The sequence below is a fragment of the Saccharospirillum sp. ABV4_185 genome (genome assembly GCF_056159245.1).
Genome location: NZ_JBSWUW010000001.1, coordinates 776,668 through 796,278, shown reverse-complemented (window position 1 = coordinate 796,278; position 19,611 = coordinate 776,668). Strand labels below are relative to the sequence as shown.

The 19,611-nt window shown below is 56.2% G+C and carries 20 protein-coding genes and 1 tRNA gene; 9 read left to right on the top strand and 12 right to left on the bottom strand.

The features are described 5' to 3' along the window. Positions 1 to 43 precede the first annotated feature (43 nt). Positions 44 to 1,306, bottom strand: a complete 1,263-nt coding sequence (glyA, locus tag ACXAE6_RS03490; RefSeq protein ID WP_475144575.1) for a serine hydroxymethyltransferase — start codon at positions 1,304 to 1,306, stop codon at positions 44 to 46. A gap of 300 nt (positions 1,307 to 1,606) precedes the next feature. On the opposite strand from glyA, the gene ettA reads away from it, so the two are divergent. The 7 genes from ettA (at position 1,607) to ACXAE6_RS03455 (ending at position 8,499) form a co-directional block, all read left to right on the top strand. After that, complete coding sequence (ettA, locus tag ACXAE6_RS03485; protein ID WP_475144571.1) at positions 1,607 to 3,262, top strand: energy-dependent translational throttle protein EttA; 1,656 nt, start codon at positions 1,607 to 1,609, stop codon at positions 3,260 to 3,262. A 17-nt stretch (positions 3,263 to 3,279) separates the two neighbouring features. After that, positions 3,280 to 5,196: a putative bifunctional diguanylate cyclase/phosphodiesterase gene (locus ACXAE6_RS03480; protein WP_475144568.1), complete on the top strand. Its 1,917-nt coding sequence runs from the start codon at positions 3,280 to 3,282 to the stop codon at positions 5,194 to 5,196. Positions 5,197 to 5,259: 63 nt separating this feature from the next. Then, a tRNA-Leu gene (locus ACXAE6_RS03475) sits at positions 5,260 to 5,344 on the top strand. Between the two features lie 233 nt (positions 5,345 to 5,577). After that, entirely contained in the window at positions 5,578 to 5,805 is a 228-nt protein-coding gene (locus ACXAE6_RS03470) for a DUF2798 domain-containing protein (RefSeq protein ID WP_475144565.1), read from the top strand. Positions 5,806 to 5,892: 87 nt separating this feature from the next. Further along, the gene (locus tag ACXAE6_RS03465; protein ID WP_475144561.1) at positions 5,893 to 6,969 is read left to right on the top strand and encodes a PfkB family carbohydrate kinase; all 1,077 of its coding nucleotides are present in this window, start codon (positions 5,893 to 5,895) and stop codon (positions 6,967 to 6,969) included. Then, positions 6,966 to 7,880, top strand: coding sequence for a pseudouridine-5'-phosphate glycosidase (locus ACXAE6_RS03460; protein WP_475144559.1), 915 nt, complete (start codon positions 6,966 to 6,968; stop codon positions 7,878 to 7,880). The genes ACXAE6_RS03465 and ACXAE6_RS03460 overlap by 4 nt, the downstream gene beginning before the upstream one ends. Before the next feature lie 64 nt (positions 7,881 to 7,944). Then, the gene (locus ACXAE6_RS03455) at positions 7,945 to 8,499 is read left to right on the top strand and encodes a DUF7482 domain-containing protein (protein WP_475144557.1); all 555 of its coding nucleotides are present in this window, start codon (positions 7,945 to 7,947) and stop codon (positions 8,497 to 8,499) included. A 69-nt stretch (positions 8,500 to 8,568) separates the two neighbouring features. Here the strand turns inward: ACXAE6_RS03455 and ACXAE6_RS03450 are convergent, their stop codons facing one another. The 10 genes from ACXAE6_RS03450 to ACXAE6_RS03405 all read right to left on the bottom strand — a co-directional run bounded on the left by ACXAE6_RS03450 (position 8,569) and on the right by ACXAE6_RS03405 (position 16,358). Continuing rightward, on the bottom strand, positions 8,569 to 9,153 hold the full coding sequence (locus ACXAE6_RS03450) for an outer membrane beta-barrel protein (RefSeq protein ID WP_475144554.1): 585 nt from the start codon (positions 9,151 to 9,153) through the stop codon (positions 8,569 to 8,571). A gap of 424 nt (positions 9,154 to 9,577) precedes the next feature. After that, positions 9,578 to 10,159: an outer membrane beta-barrel protein gene (locus ACXAE6_RS03445; RefSeq protein WP_475144552.1), complete on the bottom strand. Its 582-nt coding sequence runs from the start codon at positions 10,157 to 10,159 to the stop codon at positions 9,578 to 9,580. Between the two features lie 157 nt (positions 10,160 to 10,316). Next, positions 10,317 to 10,979 carry an anthranilate synthase component II gene (locus tag ACXAE6_RS03440; RefSeq protein WP_475144550.1) on the bottom strand — a complete coding sequence of 221 codons (663 nt, stop codon included), beginning with the start codon at positions 10,977 to 10,979 and terminating at the stop codon, positions 10,317 to 10,319. Beyond that, a complete protein-coding gene (locus tag ACXAE6_RS03435) occupies positions 10,976 to 12,367 on the bottom strand; it encodes an anthranilate synthase component I family protein (RefSeq protein WP_475144547.1) in 1,392 nt (463 codons plus the stop codon). The genes ACXAE6_RS03440 and ACXAE6_RS03435 overlap by 4 nt, the downstream gene beginning before the upstream one ends. 18 nt (positions 12,368 to 12,385) lie before the next feature. Beyond that, positions 12,386 to 12,634, bottom strand: a complete 249-nt coding sequence (locus ACXAE6_RS03430; RefSeq protein ID WP_475144545.1) for a Trp family transcriptional regulator — start codon at positions 12,632 to 12,634, stop codon at positions 12,386 to 12,388. A gap of 57 nt (positions 12,635 to 12,691) precedes the next feature. Next, positions 12,692 to 13,141, bottom strand: coding sequence for a GtrA family protein (locus tag ACXAE6_RS03425; RefSeq protein WP_475144542.1), 450 nt, complete (start codon positions 13,139 to 13,141; stop codon positions 12,692 to 12,694). Positions 13,142 to 13,291: 150 nt separating this feature from the next. Continuing rightward, positions 13,292 to 13,498, bottom strand: a complete 207-nt coding sequence (locus tag ACXAE6_RS03420) for a hypothetical protein (RefSeq protein ID WP_475144540.1) — start codon at positions 13,496 to 13,498, stop codon at positions 13,292 to 13,294. A gap of 56 nt (positions 13,499 to 13,554) precedes the next feature. Beyond that, the gene (locus ACXAE6_RS03415) at positions 13,555 to 14,043 is read right to left on the bottom strand and encodes a hypothetical protein (protein WP_475144537.1); all 489 of its coding nucleotides are present in this window, start codon (positions 14,041 to 14,043) and stop codon (positions 13,555 to 13,557) included. A gap of 23 nt (positions 14,044 to 14,066) precedes the next feature. Beyond that, positions 14,067 to 15,599, bottom strand: coding sequence for an SLC13 family permease (locus ACXAE6_RS03410; protein WP_475144534.1), 1,533 nt, complete (start codon positions 15,597 to 15,599; stop codon positions 14,067 to 14,069). A 102-nt stretch (positions 15,600 to 15,701) separates the two neighbouring features. After that, complete coding sequence (locus ACXAE6_RS03405; protein ID WP_475144531.1) at positions 15,702 to 16,358, bottom strand: LuxR C-terminal-related transcriptional regulator; 657 nt, start codon at positions 16,356 to 16,358, stop codon at positions 15,702 to 15,704. A gap of 492 nt (positions 16,359 to 16,850) precedes the next feature. Here ACXAE6_RS03405 and ACXAE6_RS03400 point away from each other — a divergent pair, with 492 nt between their 5' ends. Continuing rightward, positions 16,851 to 17,660 carry a MipA/OmpV family protein gene (locus tag ACXAE6_RS03400; protein ID WP_475144527.1) on the top strand — a complete coding sequence of 270 codons (810 nt, stop codon included), beginning with the start codon at positions 16,851 to 16,853 and terminating at the stop codon, positions 17,658 to 17,660. 101 nt (positions 17,661 to 17,761) lie between these two features. Beyond that, positions 17,762 to 18,301, top strand: coding sequence for a hypothetical protein (locus ACXAE6_RS03395; RefSeq protein ID WP_475144524.1), 540 nt, complete (start codon positions 17,762 to 17,764; stop codon positions 18,299 to 18,301). A gap of 12 nt (positions 18,302 to 18,313) precedes the next feature. Here ACXAE6_RS03395 and pepQ read toward each other — a convergent pair whose 3' ends face one another. Next, the gene (pepQ, locus tag ACXAE6_RS03390) at positions 18,314 to 19,603 is read right to left on the bottom strand and encodes a Xaa-Pro dipeptidase (protein ID WP_475144521.1); all 1,290 of its coding nucleotides are present in this window, start codon (positions 19,601 to 19,603) and stop codon (positions 18,314 to 18,316) included. Positions 19,604 to 19,611: the final 8 nt, after the last annotated feature.

Genomic DNA, 19,611 nt, shown 5'->3' with positions numbered 1-19,611 from the left:
TTGCCGCAGCGCGACAAGGGGCTGGATTCAAACCCTGTCGCGCTTAGCGATAAACCGGCAACTTGGCGCAGATGGCCAGCACCTTGTTTTTTACCGTCTCGATCACGCTGTCGCTGTCGCCGTTTTCCAGCGAATCCAGCACATCGCAAATCCAGCCGGCCAGCTCGCTCGATTCGGCTTCGGTGAAACCGCGACGGGTTATCGCCGGTGTACCCAGGCGCAAGCCTGAGGTCACAAAGGGCGAGCGCGGATCGTTCGGGACGGCGTTTTTGTTCACCGTGATGTTGGCACGGCCTAAGGCCGCATCGGCGTCTTTACCGGTGTATTCCTTGCCGATCAGATCGACCAGGAACAGATGATCGTCAGTACCACCGGAAACGATATTGATGCCGCGCTCGATAAAGGTGGCTGCCATCGCCTGAGCGTTTTTCACCACCTGAGCCTGATACGCCTTGAAGTCCGGCTCCATGGCTTCTTTAAAGCACACGGCCTTACCGGCAATCACGTGCATCAGCGGACCGCCCTGGCTTTCCGGGAAGACGGCGAAGTTGAGCTTCTTGTTCAGCTCTTCGTTTTCTTCGGCCAGAATCAGACCGCCGCGCGGACCGCCCAGAGTTTTGTGCGTGGTGGTGGTGGTGACATGAGCATGCGGTACCGGGCTCGGGTAAACGCCAGCGGCAATCAGGCCGGCGACGTGCGCCATATCGACCAGCAGGTAAGCGCCCACTTCGTCGGCGATCTTGCGAAAACGCGCCCAGTCGACCACGCGGGAATAGGCCGAGAAGCCGGCAACGATCATCTTCGGCTTGTGCTCGCGCGCCAGTTGCTCAACCTGTTCGTAATCGATCTCGCCGGTTTCCGGATTCAGGCCGTACTGCACAGCGTTGTAGATACGGCCGGAGAACGACACCGAAGCACCGTGCGTCAGGTGGCCACCGTGCGCCAGGCTCATGCCCAGAACGGTATCGCCAGGTTCGCACAACGCCATATAAACGGCAGCGTTGGCCTGAGAACCGGAGTGCGGCTGAACGTTGGCGTAACCCGCACCGAAGAGTTTTTTCGCACGTTCAATAGCTAGGTTTTCAACCACATCGACGTGCTCGCAACCGCCGTAATAACGCTTGCCCGGATAGCCTTCGGCGTACTTGTTGGTCAGCTGAGATCCCTGCGCCTGCATCACCCGTGGCGAGGTGTAGTTCTCGGAGGCGATCAGTTCAATGTGTTCTTCCTGACGCTTGCGCTCGGCTTCCATAGCCGCCCACAGGTCGGCATCGTAATCGGCGATGTTTTGAGTCTTCTCGAACATGGCAATATCCTCGGGCAGGTTGGCCTTGGCCAGCTAACGAAAGCGTATCGATGGGGATGACCGAAACTGACCACAAGATCAGCTTTGGCTCAGCCACAGCGGGCCTTTCGCGAAGGGGCGTTATTGTACATAACAGACGCCGTTTTCCCACCGCCAAAACGCAGCCAGCCTTCCCATAGTCAGGGCTTTTCTCTACCCTAGTCGCTCATTATGGATACCCGGTGAGCCGCTTTTTTATTCGCTCGCTGTTTGGCATCCGCCGCACTTCCTCATTTATTTCATCAAGGCAAAGGTGCACTGGTGGCTCAATACGTATTTACCATGAACCGCGTGGGCAAGGTGGTTCCGCCCAAAACTGAAATTCTCAAGGACATTTCGCTGTCCTTTTTCCCGGGTGCCAAGATCGGTGTCCTGGGTCTGAATGGCGCCGGTAAATCGACGCTGTTGCGCATCATGGCCGGGGTCGATAAAGACTACATCGGCGAAGCCCGGCCGCAGCCGGACCTGAACATCGGTTACCTGCCGCAGGAACCGCAACTGGACGACAGCAAAACCGTGCGCGAAAGCGTCGAAGAAGCGCTGTCGCATCTGTCTGAAGCTCAGGCCAAGCTGGAGCAAATCTACGCCGCCTACGCCGAACCCGATGCCGATTTCGATAAGCTCGCCGCCGAGCAGCAGGAACTGGAAAACCTGCTCGCCGCCGCCGATGGTCACAATCTGGAAAACCGTCTCGAGCAGGCCGCCGATGCGCTGCGTCTGCCGCCCTGGGATGCCAAGGTCGAACATCTGTCCGGTGGTGAACGCCGCCGCGTAGCGCTGTGTCGTTTGTTGTTATCGAACCCCGACATGCTGTTGCTCGACGAACCAACCAACCACTTGGATGCCGAATCCGTCGCCTGGCTCGAACGCTTCCTGCACGAATTCTCCGGCACTGTGGTGGCCATCACCCACGATCGCTACTTCCTCGATAACGTCGCCGGCTGGATTCTGGAACTTGACCGCGGCCACGGCATTCCGTTCGAAGGCAACTACAGCAACTGGCTGGAACAGAAAGAAAAACGCCTGGAAATGGAAGCTAAGCAACAGCAGTCGCACGAAAAAGCCATCAAGGCGGAATTGGAATGGGTGCGTCAGAATGCCAAGGGGCGTCAGGCCAAATCCAAGGCGCGTCTGCGTCAGTTCGATGAAATGAACTCGCGCGAATTCCAGGAACGCAACGAGACCAACGAAATCTACATTCCACCGGGCCCGCGTCTGGGCGATGTGGTGATTCAGGCCGAAGGCGTATCCAAGTCATTCAACGGCACCTTGCTGTATGAAGATCTGACCTTTGCGGTACCGCCGGGCGCCATTGTCGGCATCATCGGCGGTAACGGCGCCGGTAAGTCGACGCTGTTTAAAATGATCGCCGGTATGGAACAACCGGACGCCGGTTCGATTAAAGTCGGTGAAACCGTCGATCTGGCCTACGTCGGTCAGATGCGCGAACTGGATGGTTCCAAAACCGTTTGGGAAGAAGTCTCCGACGGTCAGGATATTCTCAGCGTGAATGGCTATGAAATTCCCTCGCGTGCCTATATCGGCCGCTTCAATTTCAAAGGCTCGTCGCAGCAGAAATACGTTAAGCAACTGTCCGGCGGTGAACGCAATCGTTTGAACCTGGCCAAGTTGCTGAAAGAGGGCGGCAACGTCCTGATGCTCGACGAACCGACCAACGATCTCGATGTCGAAACGCTGCGTGCCTTGGAAGAAGCCTTGCTCGCTTTCCCGGGTGCGGCCATGGTGATTTCGCACGATCGCTGGTTCCTGGATCGGGTGGCGACGCACATCCTGGCGTTCGAAGGCGACTCCAAAGCGGTTTTCTTCGAAGGCAACTTCACCGAATACGATGCGGATTATCGCAAGCGGACTGGCAATGAAGGTCCCAAGCGCATCAAATACAAACGCATTCAGTAACGGGGAAGTGCGTGCTGATGAAGTCCGAAGCTAAGGCCGCTCGAGATCAGCGTCGCGCTTTGATGCTGCCCATGAAAAAGCTCAGTCTGCTGTCCTTTGTTACCGGTTTGGCGGTAGCACTAGGGCTGTGGTTTTTTACCTTGCAACAGCTTGCGGTGGCAACGGCGGCCGGTGTTTTTGTCTTGCTGTTGGCGATTGCCGCCGCCATGCAAGCCTGGACTCTGTTGCGTGCGCCGGCCGCGGCTGTTGCCACCGAGCCGCCTTCGTCTTTGTCATTGCAAAGCTTTGAACTGCTGCCTTATCCGGCCTGGTTAAAAGATCGATCTGGTCAGTATCTGGCCGCCAACGCCGCCTTTCGCGCCCAGTGGAGTCATGGCGCCGATCCGACCGGACGCAGCGATGCCGAGGTGCTGCACCGCGACCTGGTTGAGGTGTTTGAAGACAGCGATGCTGCCGTCTGGGCCAATCGTCAGGTGCAGTTAAACGAACTGAAGATGGAAGCGCCGAACCAGGGTGCGCATTGGTTTCGTCTGGAGTGGCATCCCTGGCTGGATGCCGAGGGTGAAACGGTAGCGGTGCTCGGCGTTGCCTTCGACATCACGCCTTACAAAATAGCCGATGCGCAATTGCGCGCCGACCAGTGGCTCGATCCGTTGACCGGCTTTGCCAACCAGCCGGGTTTGCGCAGCTTTATGGAACGCCTGGATGACGAAGAGGCGACCAACCTCTGGTGTCTGCACATCGACATCGATCACTTCAAAGTACTGAACGATTCCATGGGCGGTGAAGCCGGCGATCAATTACTGCGACAACTGGGTGCGCGGTTATCGGAACAAAGTGATCAGGGTGATTTCCTGGCGCGCGTGGCCGCCGATGAATTTGTCGTCTTCTGGCAGGGGCCGCACGAAGATGATCAGGGTGAAGATAACCGCGAGCAACGTCTTAACGATTTGCACGTCCAACTGACGCAACCCTTTAACCTTGGTGGCGCCAGTTATTCGTTTACTGTCTCGATCGGTGCGGCGCGTTCACCACGCCATGGTGACAGCGCGGGTGAGTTGCATCGCAACGCCGGTGTGGCTTTGTTTAATGCCAAAAAGCTCGGCCGCAATCAGGTGCACTGGTATCACAGTGGTTATGAGGATCAGGCGCAGCGTCGGTTGAATAAAGCGCAGACGTTAACGCGCGCCTTGCAACAACACGATATGGAGATCCACCTGCAACCGCGCATCGATTGTCGCACCGGTGAAATTCAGGCATTGGAAAGTCTGGTGCGCTTGCAAAACGAAGGCGGTGATTTGATTTATCCCGGCCACTTTATCGACCTGGCTGAACACAACGGTTCCATTCGTGAACTCGATCGCTGGGTGCTGGAGCAGACCTTAATGCTGATCGCCCGTCAGCTGGGCGAGGGCGCTCAACCATTGACGCTGGGTGTGAACTTCAGCGTGCAGAGTGTTAACCGCGATACGCTGCATTATTTGCGCGCCTGGCACGAACGTCACCCGGAAGTGCTGCGGTATCTGGAAGTGGAAGTCACCGAACATCAACTGCCGGACCAAAACGCCGACTTCCGTGAATTGCTGGAAGCCTTTTGTGAGTTAGGCATTACCCTGGCGCTGGATGATTTCGGCACCGGCTATGCCAACCTGTCACGCCTGCCCGATTTGCCGTTCCAGGTGGTCAAACTCGACCGCACCTTTATTCATGACCTGCCGCAATCCGATAAACAAATGGCCGTGGTGCGCGCCGTGGTCGATCTGTGTCAGTCCTTGTCGATTCAGGTGGTGGCCGAGGGCGTGGAGACCGAAGCCGAACTCAATGCCGTCGCTGGCCTGGGGTGTCATCTGATTCAGGGTTTTGTCTATGCCCGGCCGCGCCCGCTCAGTGAAGCCATCGAATGGTTTGAGCAGCGGCGGTTATCGCGACAGTAGGGCTTTTGTCGATCGGCAGTTGCCCCGGCGACGTGAAATCATTAGTATCCTCCGTCCTTCCATGCGGACGTGGTGGAATTGGTAGACACGCCAGATTTAGGTTCTGGTGCCGCAAGGTGTGAGAGTTCGAGTCTCTCCGTCCGCACCATCGCACGATAATACTCTTCCATACTTGATCTCAGTCTTTGGCGGGCTAGAATAGCTGCGCCGAAAAAGATCTGGCCGGTTAGGTAATCCCGGCCCCTGCGTTGGCAGGTCTGCATCGATTCGTCGAGCCCACGGCATCAACCTGAACTGGTTTCGGGTCTGGTGTTGTTGTGGGATCGAACCTTCCTTAAGCGGCAATACCCAGTCCGAAATCGCCTTGAACTGGAGATTGCTATGCATCCTGAACTGAAAATCGGACTGCTCATTTCTGCCCTGATGTCTTTCGTTATGGCAGGTTTTTTCTCGGGCTTTTTCTCTTGGCTGGCGCTGGGGACGAACTTGATTTGGCTGCAAGCCTGGGGGCGGAGCTTTTTGCTGGCCTGGCCGATGGCCTTTGTGCTCGCCTTTATTCTCGGTCGAGTGATTCCGCCCTGGGTAACTCGCCGGGTCTTACAGCGCTGATCCGATCTGCCGGGCGGATGGCTTGCTTAGCCGGAGGGTCTCCGGCATTATAACAAAAGTTTAATTATGAACATTTGTTAAATCGCCATGAACCCAACCGAGCAACAGCTTCTCGACGCCATCCGCCAAAACCCACTTGCCAGCCAACAGGCTTTGGCCACTCAGTTGGGTATCAGCCGGGAATCGGTGGCTGGGCATATCATGCGGTTGACCCGTCAGGGTCGTATTCTGGGCAAGGGCTATTTGCTGCCGGACGACAAGCGCTTTGTCGTGCTCGGTGGCGCCAATGTCGATCTGACCGGTCAATCGAATGCGGCCTTTCTGCCGGCCGATTCCAACCCCGGCTCTCTGCGCCAGAGCGCAGGCGGCGTGGGTCGCAACATTGCTGAGAATCTGGCTCGGCTCGGGCACAAGGTCAGTTTGATCACTCTGATTGGCCGTGACCCGGGTGGCGATTGGCTGAGTGAGCGTATTCGTCTGGCGGGCATCAGCATTGATGGCGTGCTGCGTGATCCGGACTTGCCAACCAGTACCTACCTGGCAATGAACGATGCCAACGGTCAGTTGATCGGTGCGATCGCCGATATGGGCATTATCGATGCGCTGACGCCGCAGCGCTTAGCGCCGCTGCAATCACGGCTGGTCGCTGCCGATACGCTGGTGCTCGAAGCCAATCTGTCGGCCGAGACGCTGGCCTGGATCGGCACCTTGCCGCTGCGCGGTCGGCTCTATGCCGATGCGGTCTCTGCTACGAAAGCGCCGCGATTAAGACCTTTGCTGCCGAATTTGGCGGCCTTGAAGGTGAACCGCTCTGAGGCCGCTGCCATCCTTGATGAGACCGGCCTGGATGATGAGCAATTGCTGACGCGCCTGCATGAAGCCGGTGTCGAGCAGTTGGTGCTGAGCCTGGGCCGTGATGGCGTGTTGTTATCCCGCGCCGGTGAGCAGCATCAACAAGCGCCGTATCGCGTCGATATTCACAGCGATACCGGCGCCGGCGATGCGCTCTTTGCCGGCATTCTGCACGCCGCTTTGCGCGGCGATGATCTGGCCGACCAAGCCGCCTTTGGTCTTGCCTGTGCTGGCCTTACGCTGGAAACCGACGGCGCCAATCATCCCGACTTAACCGAAACTTCTGTCCAACAATGGATCGCAAACCGATGAATTCTTATCTTGATATCAGCCCTGAAGTCGCCGCTGCGCTGGCCGATGGAAAACCGGTCGTGGCGCTGGAAAGCACCATTATTTCGCACGGTATGCCCTGGCCGCAGAACTACGAAACCGCCTGCCAGGTGGAGCAGATTATTCGCGATGCCGGCGCTGTGCCGGCAACCATCGCCATTCTTGATGGCCGCTTAAAAGCCGGCCTGTCGGACGCCGAAATTCAGGTGCTGGCGAAGGCCGGTCAGGATGTCGCCAAGTGTTCGCGTCGTGATTTGCCGTATGTGATCGCTCGCGGTCAGCACGGCGCGACCACCGTTGCTGCCACCATGATCATCGCCGATCTCGCTGGTATTCGTGTGTTCGCCACCGGCGGTATTGGTGGCGTTCATCGCGGTGCTCAGCAGAGCTTCGATATTTCCGCCGACTTGCAGGAACTGGCGCATACCTCGGTGGCGGTGATCTGCGCTGGCGCTAAATCGATTCTGGACTTGGCGCTGACGCGCGAATATCTGGAAACTCAGGGCGTACCGGTGCTTGGTTATCAGACCGAAACACTGCCGGCTTTCTACACCCGAGACAGCGACGAGACAGTCGACTATCGCCTCGACAGCGACGCCGAAATTGCCGACTTCCTGGCCGCCAAATGGGCGCTGGGTCTGGACGGTGGCGTGGTGATCGCCAACCCAATTCCGGCTGAGTTTGCCATGGATAAGGCGGCCATCGATGCCGCCATTGAACAGGCATTGAGCGAAGCCCAGGAACAGGGTATTGCCGGTAAAGCCTCGACGCCTTTCCTGCTGGCGCGTGTTGCTGAATTGACGGGCGGTGACAGTCTGGCCAGCAATATCCAGCTGGTGTTCAATAACGCCCGTCTGGCGGCAGGTATTGCCAGCCAACTCGCCAGCCGATAGAACTTTCGTCTTCGCTGCCACTCCCTATACTGAGTTGACCAAATTCGGATAGGGAGTGGCAGCAATGACAAAACGTTGGATGGGATCGGGCTTGATCAGCCTGTTGCTGGCTGGTTGCGCCAGTCTGGGTTCCAGCCCGGTCAGCGAACCCAGTATCACCATGCCGCTGTTTCCCGGCTGGTTCGATGACCGCAAGGTTTATTACATCACCACCGATGCGTCGCCGGTGGCAGCGGCCATCGACAAGAATGCCAATTTCGCACCACGACTTAACGATGCTTTGCCACCTCGTCCGAAACCGCCGGAATTAAAGACGGTCATTGAGCGTATCTACGGTTTCCCCGAAGGCGACCAGCCAGCCATTCTCCCCTCGGCACCCGATCCCATTGGTGCCACCAGTGTTAACCGACCCTACAGTCCCATCTGGCAAATCTATGAAGTGCGCTGGCTTGATGTTTCTAAGCGTCGGGAACTGACGTCTGAATCAGCACTCTTTGATGCGCAAGCCAATGGCTGGGTCAGTATCACGGCAACGGACATGGTGGTGAATTGTGCGGTGGTGGCCGATGCCGAAGGGAATCATTTACCGGGCAGTGTGATTCAGGGTTTATCGAATTGATGGTGTGATTTTTTCTTACTGACGATAAAAAAACGGGAGCCAAATGGCTCCCGTTTTTGGTGTTGCTTATTAAAGTTTCAGTTCAACTTTGAGCCCCAGAGAATTGGTGGCGTAAGTGGTATCACTGTCATCGTCATCTTCGGTTTCAGCCATGGTATAAACCGCACCCATTTGCAGGTGCTTGTTGAACTCATAGCCGGCACCCACAAGAATGCCTTTGCCGCTTGACTCAATATCGAAGCTGTTATCTTCGACGTTAAATCCCGCCATACCTGCTGTTACTTCAAAATAAGGCGAACCTGCGGTCGGGCTGGTGTAGTGGGTGTAGCCTAAACCGATCAGCGTAGTCTGTGCATCTTCAAACTCGATGTTGGTGTCTTCGGTTTCATAGTCGAAACCAGAAGAGCGTGCGTGCACGTACAGAGCATTGCGGTCATTTAACATAAAGCCCGCTTTCAGAGAGCGCAGCAGGCCGGAAGTGGCTTCCGTTTCAACCTCACCCAGCGAGGAGTCAGAGGTTAAATTGTTAGCGCCGATACCGGCACCGGCCGACAGATAAAGTGGCGTACGATCTGCCAGCGCGACACCACTGGTGCCTAGAACGACTGTTGCGACACCGGCGATACAAAATTTCTTAGTCATTGTCTGAGTCATGATCATTATCCCTTTTCAAGTCTCAATCACTTCAACATGAAGCGATCATGTGACGAGACGCTACAGATCGAATCGGGGGGTACTCAGTGAAACAGTTCACAACAAGTCTGTATTGGACGCGGGATGTGATGAGGTCGGCGGTAAAGGTTGCTGACATTACGGATGTTAGATAGAAAGCATACACCTTCTATACTAGTAACTCACAAGAGTGGAGATCGTACTCTAGAGTGTAAGAGATCGTTTCTAAATTTCAGGAGTTATTACGGAATATAAGCCATATCCAACGAAACTTTTTAGGATACGGATAAAAAGGGTATGAAATTGGTGAGAACTAAGGTCAGATATTCAGATGAAATATCTCGGGCTGATATTTGTAGCTATTTGAAATGAGATGGCTGAAGAACAGCCATCTCTTATTTTGATATTAGAGCTTAATTTCTACCTTCGCGCCCAAGGTGCTGTAGGAATATGATTCGTCGATGCTTCCTTCATCGTTTTCAGTGTTGCCCATTTGGTAGCTAACACCTAATTGAACATGTTCGTTAAACTCGTAGCCTGCGCCAATCAAAAAGGCCATGCCGGACGAATCTACATCAATAGTTTGACCATTAATTGTATCGTCAATATTAAAGTTACCCCGGCCAACAGAAGCTTCAACATACGCGGAGCCGACTTCTGGCTTGAGGTAATAAGTATATCCGAGACCGAGAAGGCCCGCTGAGTTACCTTCAAAGGTAGCAGAGCCACTAGAATCTTCGTAGTCAATTTCAAAACGAGTTGATTGAATATGAAGATATAGAGCATTTTGCTGGTTAATCAGGCCGCCAATTTTGAAAGAACGAATGAAGCCTGATGAAGCTTCAGTCTCAGGGTTAAAAGAATTGTCAATCTCAAGATTGTTCATCCCAAAACCAGCACCAGCTGACAATACAAAACTGTTTCTCTCGGCAAGAGTAGCGGTACTCATTAACATGGCTGCGGTAGCCACAAATAACTTCTTAGACATTGAGGCGTCTCTCTGAAAGTTGACCATTACGACATGAAATGGTCCGTCGGGGTATTTCGAGCGCTAGAGCATTATTCGGTGCTGGAATCTATCAAATTGTTTTTTACGTAACAATTATTAATTCAATTCTAGGTGTCGCATCTGTCCGCCATCAATATCAGGGGGACATTATAAAGTTCTCCAACATCTCCTTTCCACCCTCGGTCGCAAAGGACTCCGGATGAAACTGGATGCCATGAATGGGAAAGTCCCGGTGTTGTACGCCCATCAGTTCGAAATCACCGGCGCTTTTCAATGCCTTGCGGTCGTCAAACTGGTCTGCGCTTAAGTCACCAACCGCAGCGGTCACCCTCAGGCATTCCGGTAACGTTGCGGCATCGGCGATTAAAGAGTGATAGCGCATCACTTCCAGCTTATCCGGGACATTGGCGAAAACAGAAGCCCCACCATGAGTGACCGGGCTGATTTTGCCGTGCATTGGCAACGGCGCCAGCACCACCTTGCCGCCGAAACAATGGACGATGCCTTGCATACCCAGACAAACGCCGAGCAACGGAATGGTCGGGCCCAGTTCGGTGATGACTGAAGCGCAAACGCCGAAATATTTTTCGTCATCCGGTGAGCCGGGGCCGGGCGAAATTATAATGCGATCCGGGTTCAGGTCGCGTACTTCGGTCAGGCTGATCTCGTCGTTACGTTTAACCAACACCTGGAAATCTTCTAAGCGGTTATGGCGCTTGGCGGTGGCAAGAATTTCGCCGATATATTGATAAAGGTTGTAGGTGAAGGAGTCGTAGTTATCGATGATCAAAACCTTCATTCGAGTTCTCCTTCCATAAAAGGTGCTAACGCCATGCGGGTGCCGGCGAACTTGCGGCGAATTTCTTCGTATTCATCCTCGGCGTTGCTGTCGTACACATTGCCACCGCAGGTTTGCACGTAGGCACGCTTACCGTTGGCGAAGACAGTACGAATTGGAATGGCGAAGGTGCAGTCACCGTTAAAGGAAAAATGACCGACGCCACCGCCATAAGGACCACGGCCATCGGTTTCCAAACCGTCGATGATTTTCATCGCTTCAATTTTTGGTGCGCCGGTCAGCGTGCCGGCCGGGAAATTACTCGCCAGAGCGCTGAACATATCTTCGTCTTCGTCAATGATGCCGACAATCTCACTGGAAATATGCTGCACATGACTGAAGCGCTTGATGTCCATCAAGGAGCGAACTTTAACGGTGCCAAAGCGTGCCACCCGGCCGATGTCGTTGCGATGCAGATCGACAATCATATTGTGCTCGGCGATTTCCTTGGGATCGTTCAGCAGGGCGCGCGCGTATTGGGTATCTTCCTGGTCGGTTTTGCCGCGTTTTGTGGTGCCGGCCAGCGGGAAGGTTTCCATCTCTCCCTGACGCAAGCGAAACAGCAGTTCCGGGCTGGCGCCGATTAATTTTTGTTCGCCGAATTTGACGTAGTACATCTGTGGGGAGGGGTTAACTTCGCGCAGTTGCTCATAAATATTGATGGTGTCGCCGTCGATTTTCAGACGTTTTTTAAAGCCGACTTCACACTGAAAAATCTTGCCGTTGATGATGTCGTTTTTGACCTTGGCGACGGCTTGGGCGTGTTCGGCCTGGCTCATGGTGTCGCCTTCGAATTCGATGTGCAGCGGTCCGTTACCTTCATAGTCGGTATCGATTAATGCATCGAGAAAATCCACCCGGCTGTCGCCGTAATGAAAGTAGATAATCTCGCCGGTCATCTTGTCGAGAATTAAACCGTCTTTGTAGAGGCCGAAACGGAAGGTGTCAAAATCGTCGTTGTGTTTCAGTTGCAGGGTCGGTTCGAAGTACTGCATGGCATCGTAACCGAGGTAACCGGTCAGGCCGCCGGCGTAACGTCGCGAGATAATATTCTGCGGCATGATTTCGCGCAGTAATTGATAGGGATTGTCGCTGTCGTAATCGCTGCGCTGGCCGTCGCGGTCTTCGATGCTCAGCGTGCGGCCATTGGCGTAGAGGCTGTATTCCGGATCGAAACCAATGATGGAGTAACGTGAGATATGGCTGTCTTCGCCGAGCGATTCGAGCATAAAGCAGGTATCGAAACGCTTTTCTATTTTCTTGAACAGTTCAAAAAAGTCGCAGTCATCGGCGAGCTTGATGTACTGCGGTTTGCGCGGCAACACGAAGGGCTGAGGGCGCTCGGACATGGTGAATACTTCCTGAAGTCAGTGGTTGTCGTCGTGCAGGGCGCGGGCGCCGCGTGACACTGTGGCAATGCCGACACCCAGGGTTTCGGCGATTTTGCGTTGCGGAACACCGGCGCGCAGCATCTTGAAGATTTGCAGACGCTTGGTGATCTCGGTGTATTCGGCCGGTGTCAGCAGGCTTTCCAGGGCGGCGTCCAGGCTTGGGGCGTCGTCGATGGCGAGCAGGTAGTCGAGCAACTCGGCTTTGTAATCAGATGCTGTACTCATGTACTAGTACGGTATTGATTTTGGCCGAGGAGTCAAGCCTTGATTGTGTTAGGTGGGTTATTCGCGGTGGCGACGAAAGATCAGTTTGTTGGACAGGCTGTAGTTAAAGCTCATTCCGGCGATGCCACCGAGCCAGACCCCTAGCAGCGGCAGCCAGAAATCCCAGGCCGGTGCCAGCGACAACTGATGGCCGACCAGTAAGGTCAGACTGAAGACGCCATAGTTGATCAGACCACCGGTGGAGTGAACGCCGTAATAATGCGCCAACTCAACCGATAGCCGATGTACGCGCTGGTGGTTATGGAAGGTGAATTGCCGGTTCAGAAAGTAACCGGTGGTCATGGCCGTCAGATAGGAACAGACGCGCGAGATAAAGACGTTCCAACCCAGACCTTCATGCAGCGCATAGAGACCACCGGCATCGATGACCGAGATAAGACTGGCAACCAGAGCATAGCGAGTGAGGGTGACGGCGTGGTGCGTGGAGTGCCGCAAACGGTTCAGCATGACGGTCGAAGGCAAGACAACAAAGTCTGCACTCTACCGGTAAGGGTCGAAGCTGACCAGTATCGGGCGAGCACTGCGGCCATAAAAATCAGCGGCGACAAAAAAGCCCCGGCCGGTTGCACCGCCGGGGCTGGTTCGGACATCACGATGTCAGTCCGCTGCGGTCTGGCTTTGTGCCAACTGCATCAGCACCTCACGCAGGTCGTTGCGAATTGATTCGTGTTGGCGACCGATGGCGTTGAGTTCGTCGTGAATTTGCTCGAACTGAGCTTCGCGCCGTTCGGCCATCACCATCGTCTTGATCTCTTTGACCACAGAGAGGATGGCGTCGGTTTGAGCATTGCTTTGTTGAGTCATGGTTTCCTCCATTGATGTTGCCATTTACGGATGTCCGATCCCAATGCCTTCTGGCATCAGGATTTGGGACGCTTGGACGCGCTGCGCTGGCGACTCGGTGTTGCTCGTTCGCTGTCGCCTTCGCTCGCGCTGTCATTGGCTTGGATGGCGGTACTGCTGGCATTGGCGGCGTTGCTGCTGGCACTGGCGCCATCGGGTGCCACCACGGCCACACCGACCGGACCGGCCGCCGCCGCTCCATAAGGGCCGACCGCCACGGCCACGGTATCGGACGCCGCAGCGGCATAATCGCCACTGACGCTGACCGAGACCGCACTGGTCTGGGCCACGCCATCGCCTACCGCCGAGCTCGCCGCACTGGCCGAGGCCGGGCCATCGCCTTGCTCGGCTTCGGCGGTGACCGCCGAAGTTGCCACGGCGTGTTCAGCGCGATCGACCACCGGCTCACCTTTGGACTTGGCCTGTTGGCTGTCTTCGGCTTCGTTGTGGTCGTTGCCGGTATCGGTATTGCTGTTTGTGTTGGTGCTGCTGTTGCCGGTACTCATGGTTCACCTCCTCAGGTTTGAGCTCAAAGAGCCGCCACCGGCACCAGCCGCATCAGCAGCGTTACGCCGGTCACGATGACCAGAATTCCAGACAGATCGACCAGAAAACCGGTTTTGATCATGCGCCACACCGGCACCTGACCCGAGCCAAACACGATGACGTTGGCCGAGGTGGAGATGGGCAGCATAAAGCCGTAGATGGCAGAAAAAGTTGCGATCAGCGCCACCGTTAACGGATCACCACCACCAGCTTCAGTGACCGGTGGCAGCGTTGGCACCAGCACGGTGATGCTGACCAGGTTGGTGCTGATTTCGGAAAACAGGATGGCCGTGGCCGAAGCGATAAAACTCACCACTAGAGGGCCAACGTTGCCGACGTGTGCCGCCAGAGCATTGCCGAACACCTCTGCCAGGCCGGTCTGGGTCATCAGGTTGCCCAGCGCCAGAGCCGAACCGACCAACAGAATCGGTCCCCAATCCATGGCGCCGACATCGCGCCAGCGCAGCGTGAAACCCTTGTCGCGACTGACCGGCATCAGAAACAGGCTGCAGGCGACGAGAATGGCAACCACGGGTGCAGGCAGGCGCTGAGCCAAAAACAGATGCGGCGCCGAGCCGTGTCCAAAAAACACCGCGACGATCGCCGGCAATAACCACAGAAAGACCGCCAGCCCAAAGGCAATAGCGGTGTTGATTTCGCCCTGGCTCATGCGGCCGAGCTTGTTACGATGCGCCGCCAGGTGTTGCTGGGCATTGGGCAGGCGGCCGATTTCCGGGCGGTTCATCAGGATCACCAGCGTCACCAGCAGCACGAAAAGCACGGCGACAATGGGCAGCGCCAGTGACATCCAGGTGCCCACCGAAATCAGTAAGCCAAACTCGCTGAGGATGAATTCGCGACCGACCAGGTTGGAGGCATCGCCAAAGGGCGTCATCAGCGCACCGACGGTGGCGCCGTAGGCGGTAATCAGCATCAGCGCTGTGGCAAAGCGCAGCGGCCGGTGGTCGGGCAAGTCCGGGCAGCGTTGGTAGATGTCGGGCGATAATGCCTGCACCAGACCGATGGCAATGGGCACCAGCATGGAAGCCACCGCGCCGTTGTCGATAACGCCGGACAGCAGGGCGGCAAGTAAACCGAAAGCGGCGATGATGCGCGTGGTCGACTGACCAATGCCGGGCAGTGATAACACCCCTAACGCCAGCCGCTGCCCCAGGCCGTATTTGACCATCGACAGGGTGATCTGAAAGCCTCCGATCAGCAGGAACAGCGTCGGCGACGAAAAGGCACCAAAGACCGTTCGTGCCGGGGCGACGTTCAACACCACGGTCAGCGTCAGGCCGAGAATGGAGGTCACCGGAATCGGAATCGGCTGGGTGATCCAGTAGGTGATGGTCATCAGGATGATCGCCAGCAACGCCTGCTGCGGCCAACTGAGTGACAGCGGCAACAGCAGGGTGATCAGCAACAACATAGGTCCGAGCAGCAGGCCGATGACGCGGCTGCGGCTAAAGGGTTGCTGCTTGGGACGACTGGCTTTGGCTTGGCTGAGAGACATAACGCCTCCTGCGCTGGAATGTGGCTTCACCCTAGGCAGGCGGCATTTGAACGACCATGGGTCGAACAGCCAGACTTTCGGACAAGTCGCCTAAGCTCTGGTTCAGGGTTTAAGCAGGCCACTTTGAATAGCGCGAAAAACCGCCGCTGGGGCATTGGCGACACCGAGTTTGGCGAACAGATTCTGGCGATGGTTTTTAACCGTCGAAGGACTCAGATGCAGCACTCGGCCGACTTCGCTGTTGGACAGGCCTTGGGCAATCCAGTACAGCACCTCGTACTCGACTTCCGACAACCGCGGTGGTGCCGAGGGTTCCGGCTCGGCCATGATGGTGTTGCCGTCTTCCAGAAAGGCCTGCAGGCTGGCCTGGGCTTCGGGTGACAAACACACCTCGCCTGCGGCGGCGCTGCGAATTGCCTCGACAATGCGTTCCGGTGACGACTGGGCAGTGATGTAACCGGCAACACCGGCGGTCAGGGCTCTGTACACCAGATCGCCGCGTGGCTGGCTGGTCATCAACAGGACGCGCACGGCCAGGCCGCGTACCTTGATGGCGTCGATCAAACGCCAGGCATCGCCGTCAGCAGTGGTCAGTTCAATCACCGCTACGTCTACTTCAAGCTGTCGCAAAACCCGCACCGTACCTCGCGGTTGCGACCGCTCCGCCACCAGGCAGAGCCCGGCAGTGGCGTTGATCAGCGCCACCAGGCCGTAACGCAGCAGCGGATGGTGGTGTACCACCAAGACACGAGTATCCACGCTAAAGCGTCGTTCCCCTTTGGGTCAGAGTTGCATCGTTAGTAACAGCAGAGCCGTCAATGACAGCGCCTAAGACGTTCAAAGGGTGGAAAAAGTGCGTAATCAGAGGTGATCACTTGGGTCACATCGGCCAGGAACATCGCATGCTACCGTTGGTTTAGGTAAATTGGCCCAGAGAAACCTGAGGTAGAAGAATGACCACGCTGCGTCGAAAAGCGACGTTTGAGCGTTCGGACCATCCTTGAACCGGGTGCGCAAGACAGGGCGTATGCATCCTTCCAATCCGTACAAAAAATAGGCGGTTGCTGAGCGCTTAGCGGTCAGTCTGCCCAACATTGTGATATAGGTCACAAACAACCGATGAATAACGGCCTTTGGTGGGCAATCTGCCAAGGCTTGCTGCAGTGATCCAGTGTCACAAAAGCCTGGTATAAGTGCGGCCGATAGGGTCAGCCAAGGTTGCCCTTGGCCTTGTATGGAGATGACAAAACGTTGAATAGATGGTGGTGCGGTTTGTGGTTAGCGGTGGCCGGAAGCGTTCAGGCGGCCGACCTTTCGGTAGGGCTCGGTGTAGCGTTGTTGCCGCCGGTGGGCGATGACGATTGGCGGGTTTTTCCGGCACCGTCCTTCCGCTATGAGGCCAAGGGTTATTCGGTGTCCTCGCAAGGTCCGGGCATTGGCTCCGATCTGGTTCCCAGCCCGCTGCTGAGTCTGGGTCCCCTGGTGCGTTACAGCGGCGGCCGCGATGAAGCCCAGGTGCCGGATATTCCCGCGTCGGCGGAAATTGGCCTGGCCGCAGGTACCGGCATTCCCTGGAAAGTGATTGGCGTGCCTTTGCCGGGTATCGCAACGCTGGGCGGTGACATCGTGACGACCTGGCCCGGAGGCCATGAGTCGCCCAATGGCAAACTGAATTTGGGCTGGGTATGGCCGGCCACTGACAAGCTGACACTGATCAGTAACGCCAGTGCCAGCTATTTCAGCGATAGCTACGCCGACCGTTTCTTTTCTCTCGACAGCAGCGAAGCCAGTCGCGCCGGTGTTGATGCCTTTGATGCCGAAGCCGGTTGGCAGGATCTGAGCCTCAGCCTGGTCACCGCCTATCGCTTCAAACCACGCTGGTCGGCGGTGACGGTGCTCAGTCACAGCCACTATATTGGTGATGCTGCGGACAGCCCGGTAACCGAGCTGTTGGATAATCGCGACCGCCAGACGCTGGTGTTCAGCATCAGCTATCAGTGGCTGGGTAACGGCCGTCGGTCACCGACTCGCCCCGGTGATACGGCCGAAGCCGCCGACTGATCGACGCCGTTTACTGTTTTATTTCTCGCAGCCAGGCCTGCTGAAACTGGCATGTCTCTTGAAATGACCACTGACCGTGGATCACTCACAGAGGCGTTGCCATGAATATTTCCGGTTCTTTATCGCAATGGGCGGAACAATTTATCCAGACGGTGGAAACCCGGCGGCTAGAAGCTGCCGGTGACATCGAACCGATTGAGCGCACACCAGAACAGGCGGCGGCTGAACAAGCCATGTTATCCGGCGCTGCCTCGAAGAATCATCTGGCGCGTTTGGTGTTTGGCGGCGGCCAGATGGAACAGTGGAGCGCCAAGGGTTTGGAATTGGCCCCTGGCACCATGGATGCCGCTTACAATGCCATCAGCAAAGCCATGGCCGAACACGAAGCCAACGGCACTCAACCGTCCGAAGCCTTGTTCAATGCCTATCAACTGGTGGCCGATAACCAGGAAGTGCCGGACTGGTTCAATCAAGAACAAGCAGACGCCCTGGCGAACATGACCGATGACGAGATTCGCGAAGCCTTTGAAAACGGCGACCTCTATTTCCTGCGTGAAAAAGGCCCCAGCAGCAACAGTGCTATTGAGGCCTATAAAGCCATGAGCAGAGCGCCGAGCCTGATCGATCAGCTGTTTGGTTAAGCGTTTTTGCGGTTAATGGCCAAAGGCTTCGCGGGTCAGGTTACGCTGACCCTCAGCGGTCACCACCAGGTTGTCCTCGATGCGAATGCCGCCGAAGGCTTTAAGCTGCTCAATCCGTTCGACATCCAAACCATGCTGCGCCTGGTGACGCATCAGTTCGTCCAGCAGCATGGGAATAAAGTACAGACCGGGCTCGATGGTGGTCACCATACCGGTCTCGAATGTTCGGGTCAGACGCAACGCCGGTGAGTCCTCATCGCGCTTAAGAGTGCCTGCCATATCCTGTTGGTGACCGCCCACATCGTGCACCTGTAAACCCAGTAAGTGCCCCAGGCCGTGCGGATAAAAAGCGTGCGGAACGCGCTTGGCTAACTGTTCTTCTACGGACAGCGAGCAGAGTTTATGTTGGTGTAACACCTCGGCCACGCCCGCCAACGCCTGCCGATGCAAGTCCGGCATGGCGACACCCGGTTTTACTGCCTGACACAACCTCTGTTGCAACACATCCATGCTGCTCAACAAGTCGGCGAACAAACCGCTATCGGCGCTGTATGTACGGGTGATGTCGCTGGCATAACCATTAACCTTGGCACCGGCATCGATCAGCAGAGTGCGATGTTGCGACGGTGGCGCAAAGCGACGACGCTCGTAGTGCAAGGTCGCTGCCGCTTCATTCAGCGCAACGATGCCGCTGTAAGGCTCTTGGATTTCCAACTGTTCGCTGGCGCCTAAAAAGGCTCGGTAGATGTGTGCTTCAGAGCCACCTTCTGCAAAGGCCTGCTGAGCAGCCAGATGACCTTTAACGCCTTTTCGACTGGCCGCAGCCATGCAGTCGATTTCGAAATCGGTCTTATAGGCGCGGTAATAACTCAGCTCGGCTTTCAGACCTGATGGGTCGACTTCAACCTGACCGGCATCGGGGTGTTGCGGGCCGATCCAGGCGATGCGTCCGGTTAATTGCGGCAGCCAATCGGCCACCGACGTTGCCGCTTCGATATGCCACAAAGCGGTCCAATCACCGCTGGGTTGTTGTGGCGTCAGATGCCAGAAATCGGCCCGGGCCGGCCACAACAGTCGCGGTTTTTCGCCGGGACGAAAGATGACGAAGGTGTCCGGATCGAGGTCGTAAGGCAACCATTGTTGCGCGAAAGCGCGCGGCGTATAGGGAAAGGTGCGATCGTCTTCGGCGATGGTCAGCAACGGACCAGAGCTGATCACCACAGCATCGTAACCATGTCGTTCCAGAGCGGTTTGGTAACGCTCAATCAGCGTTTGCAGGTGTGCTTGATAGTGGGATGTCATGCCGTTAT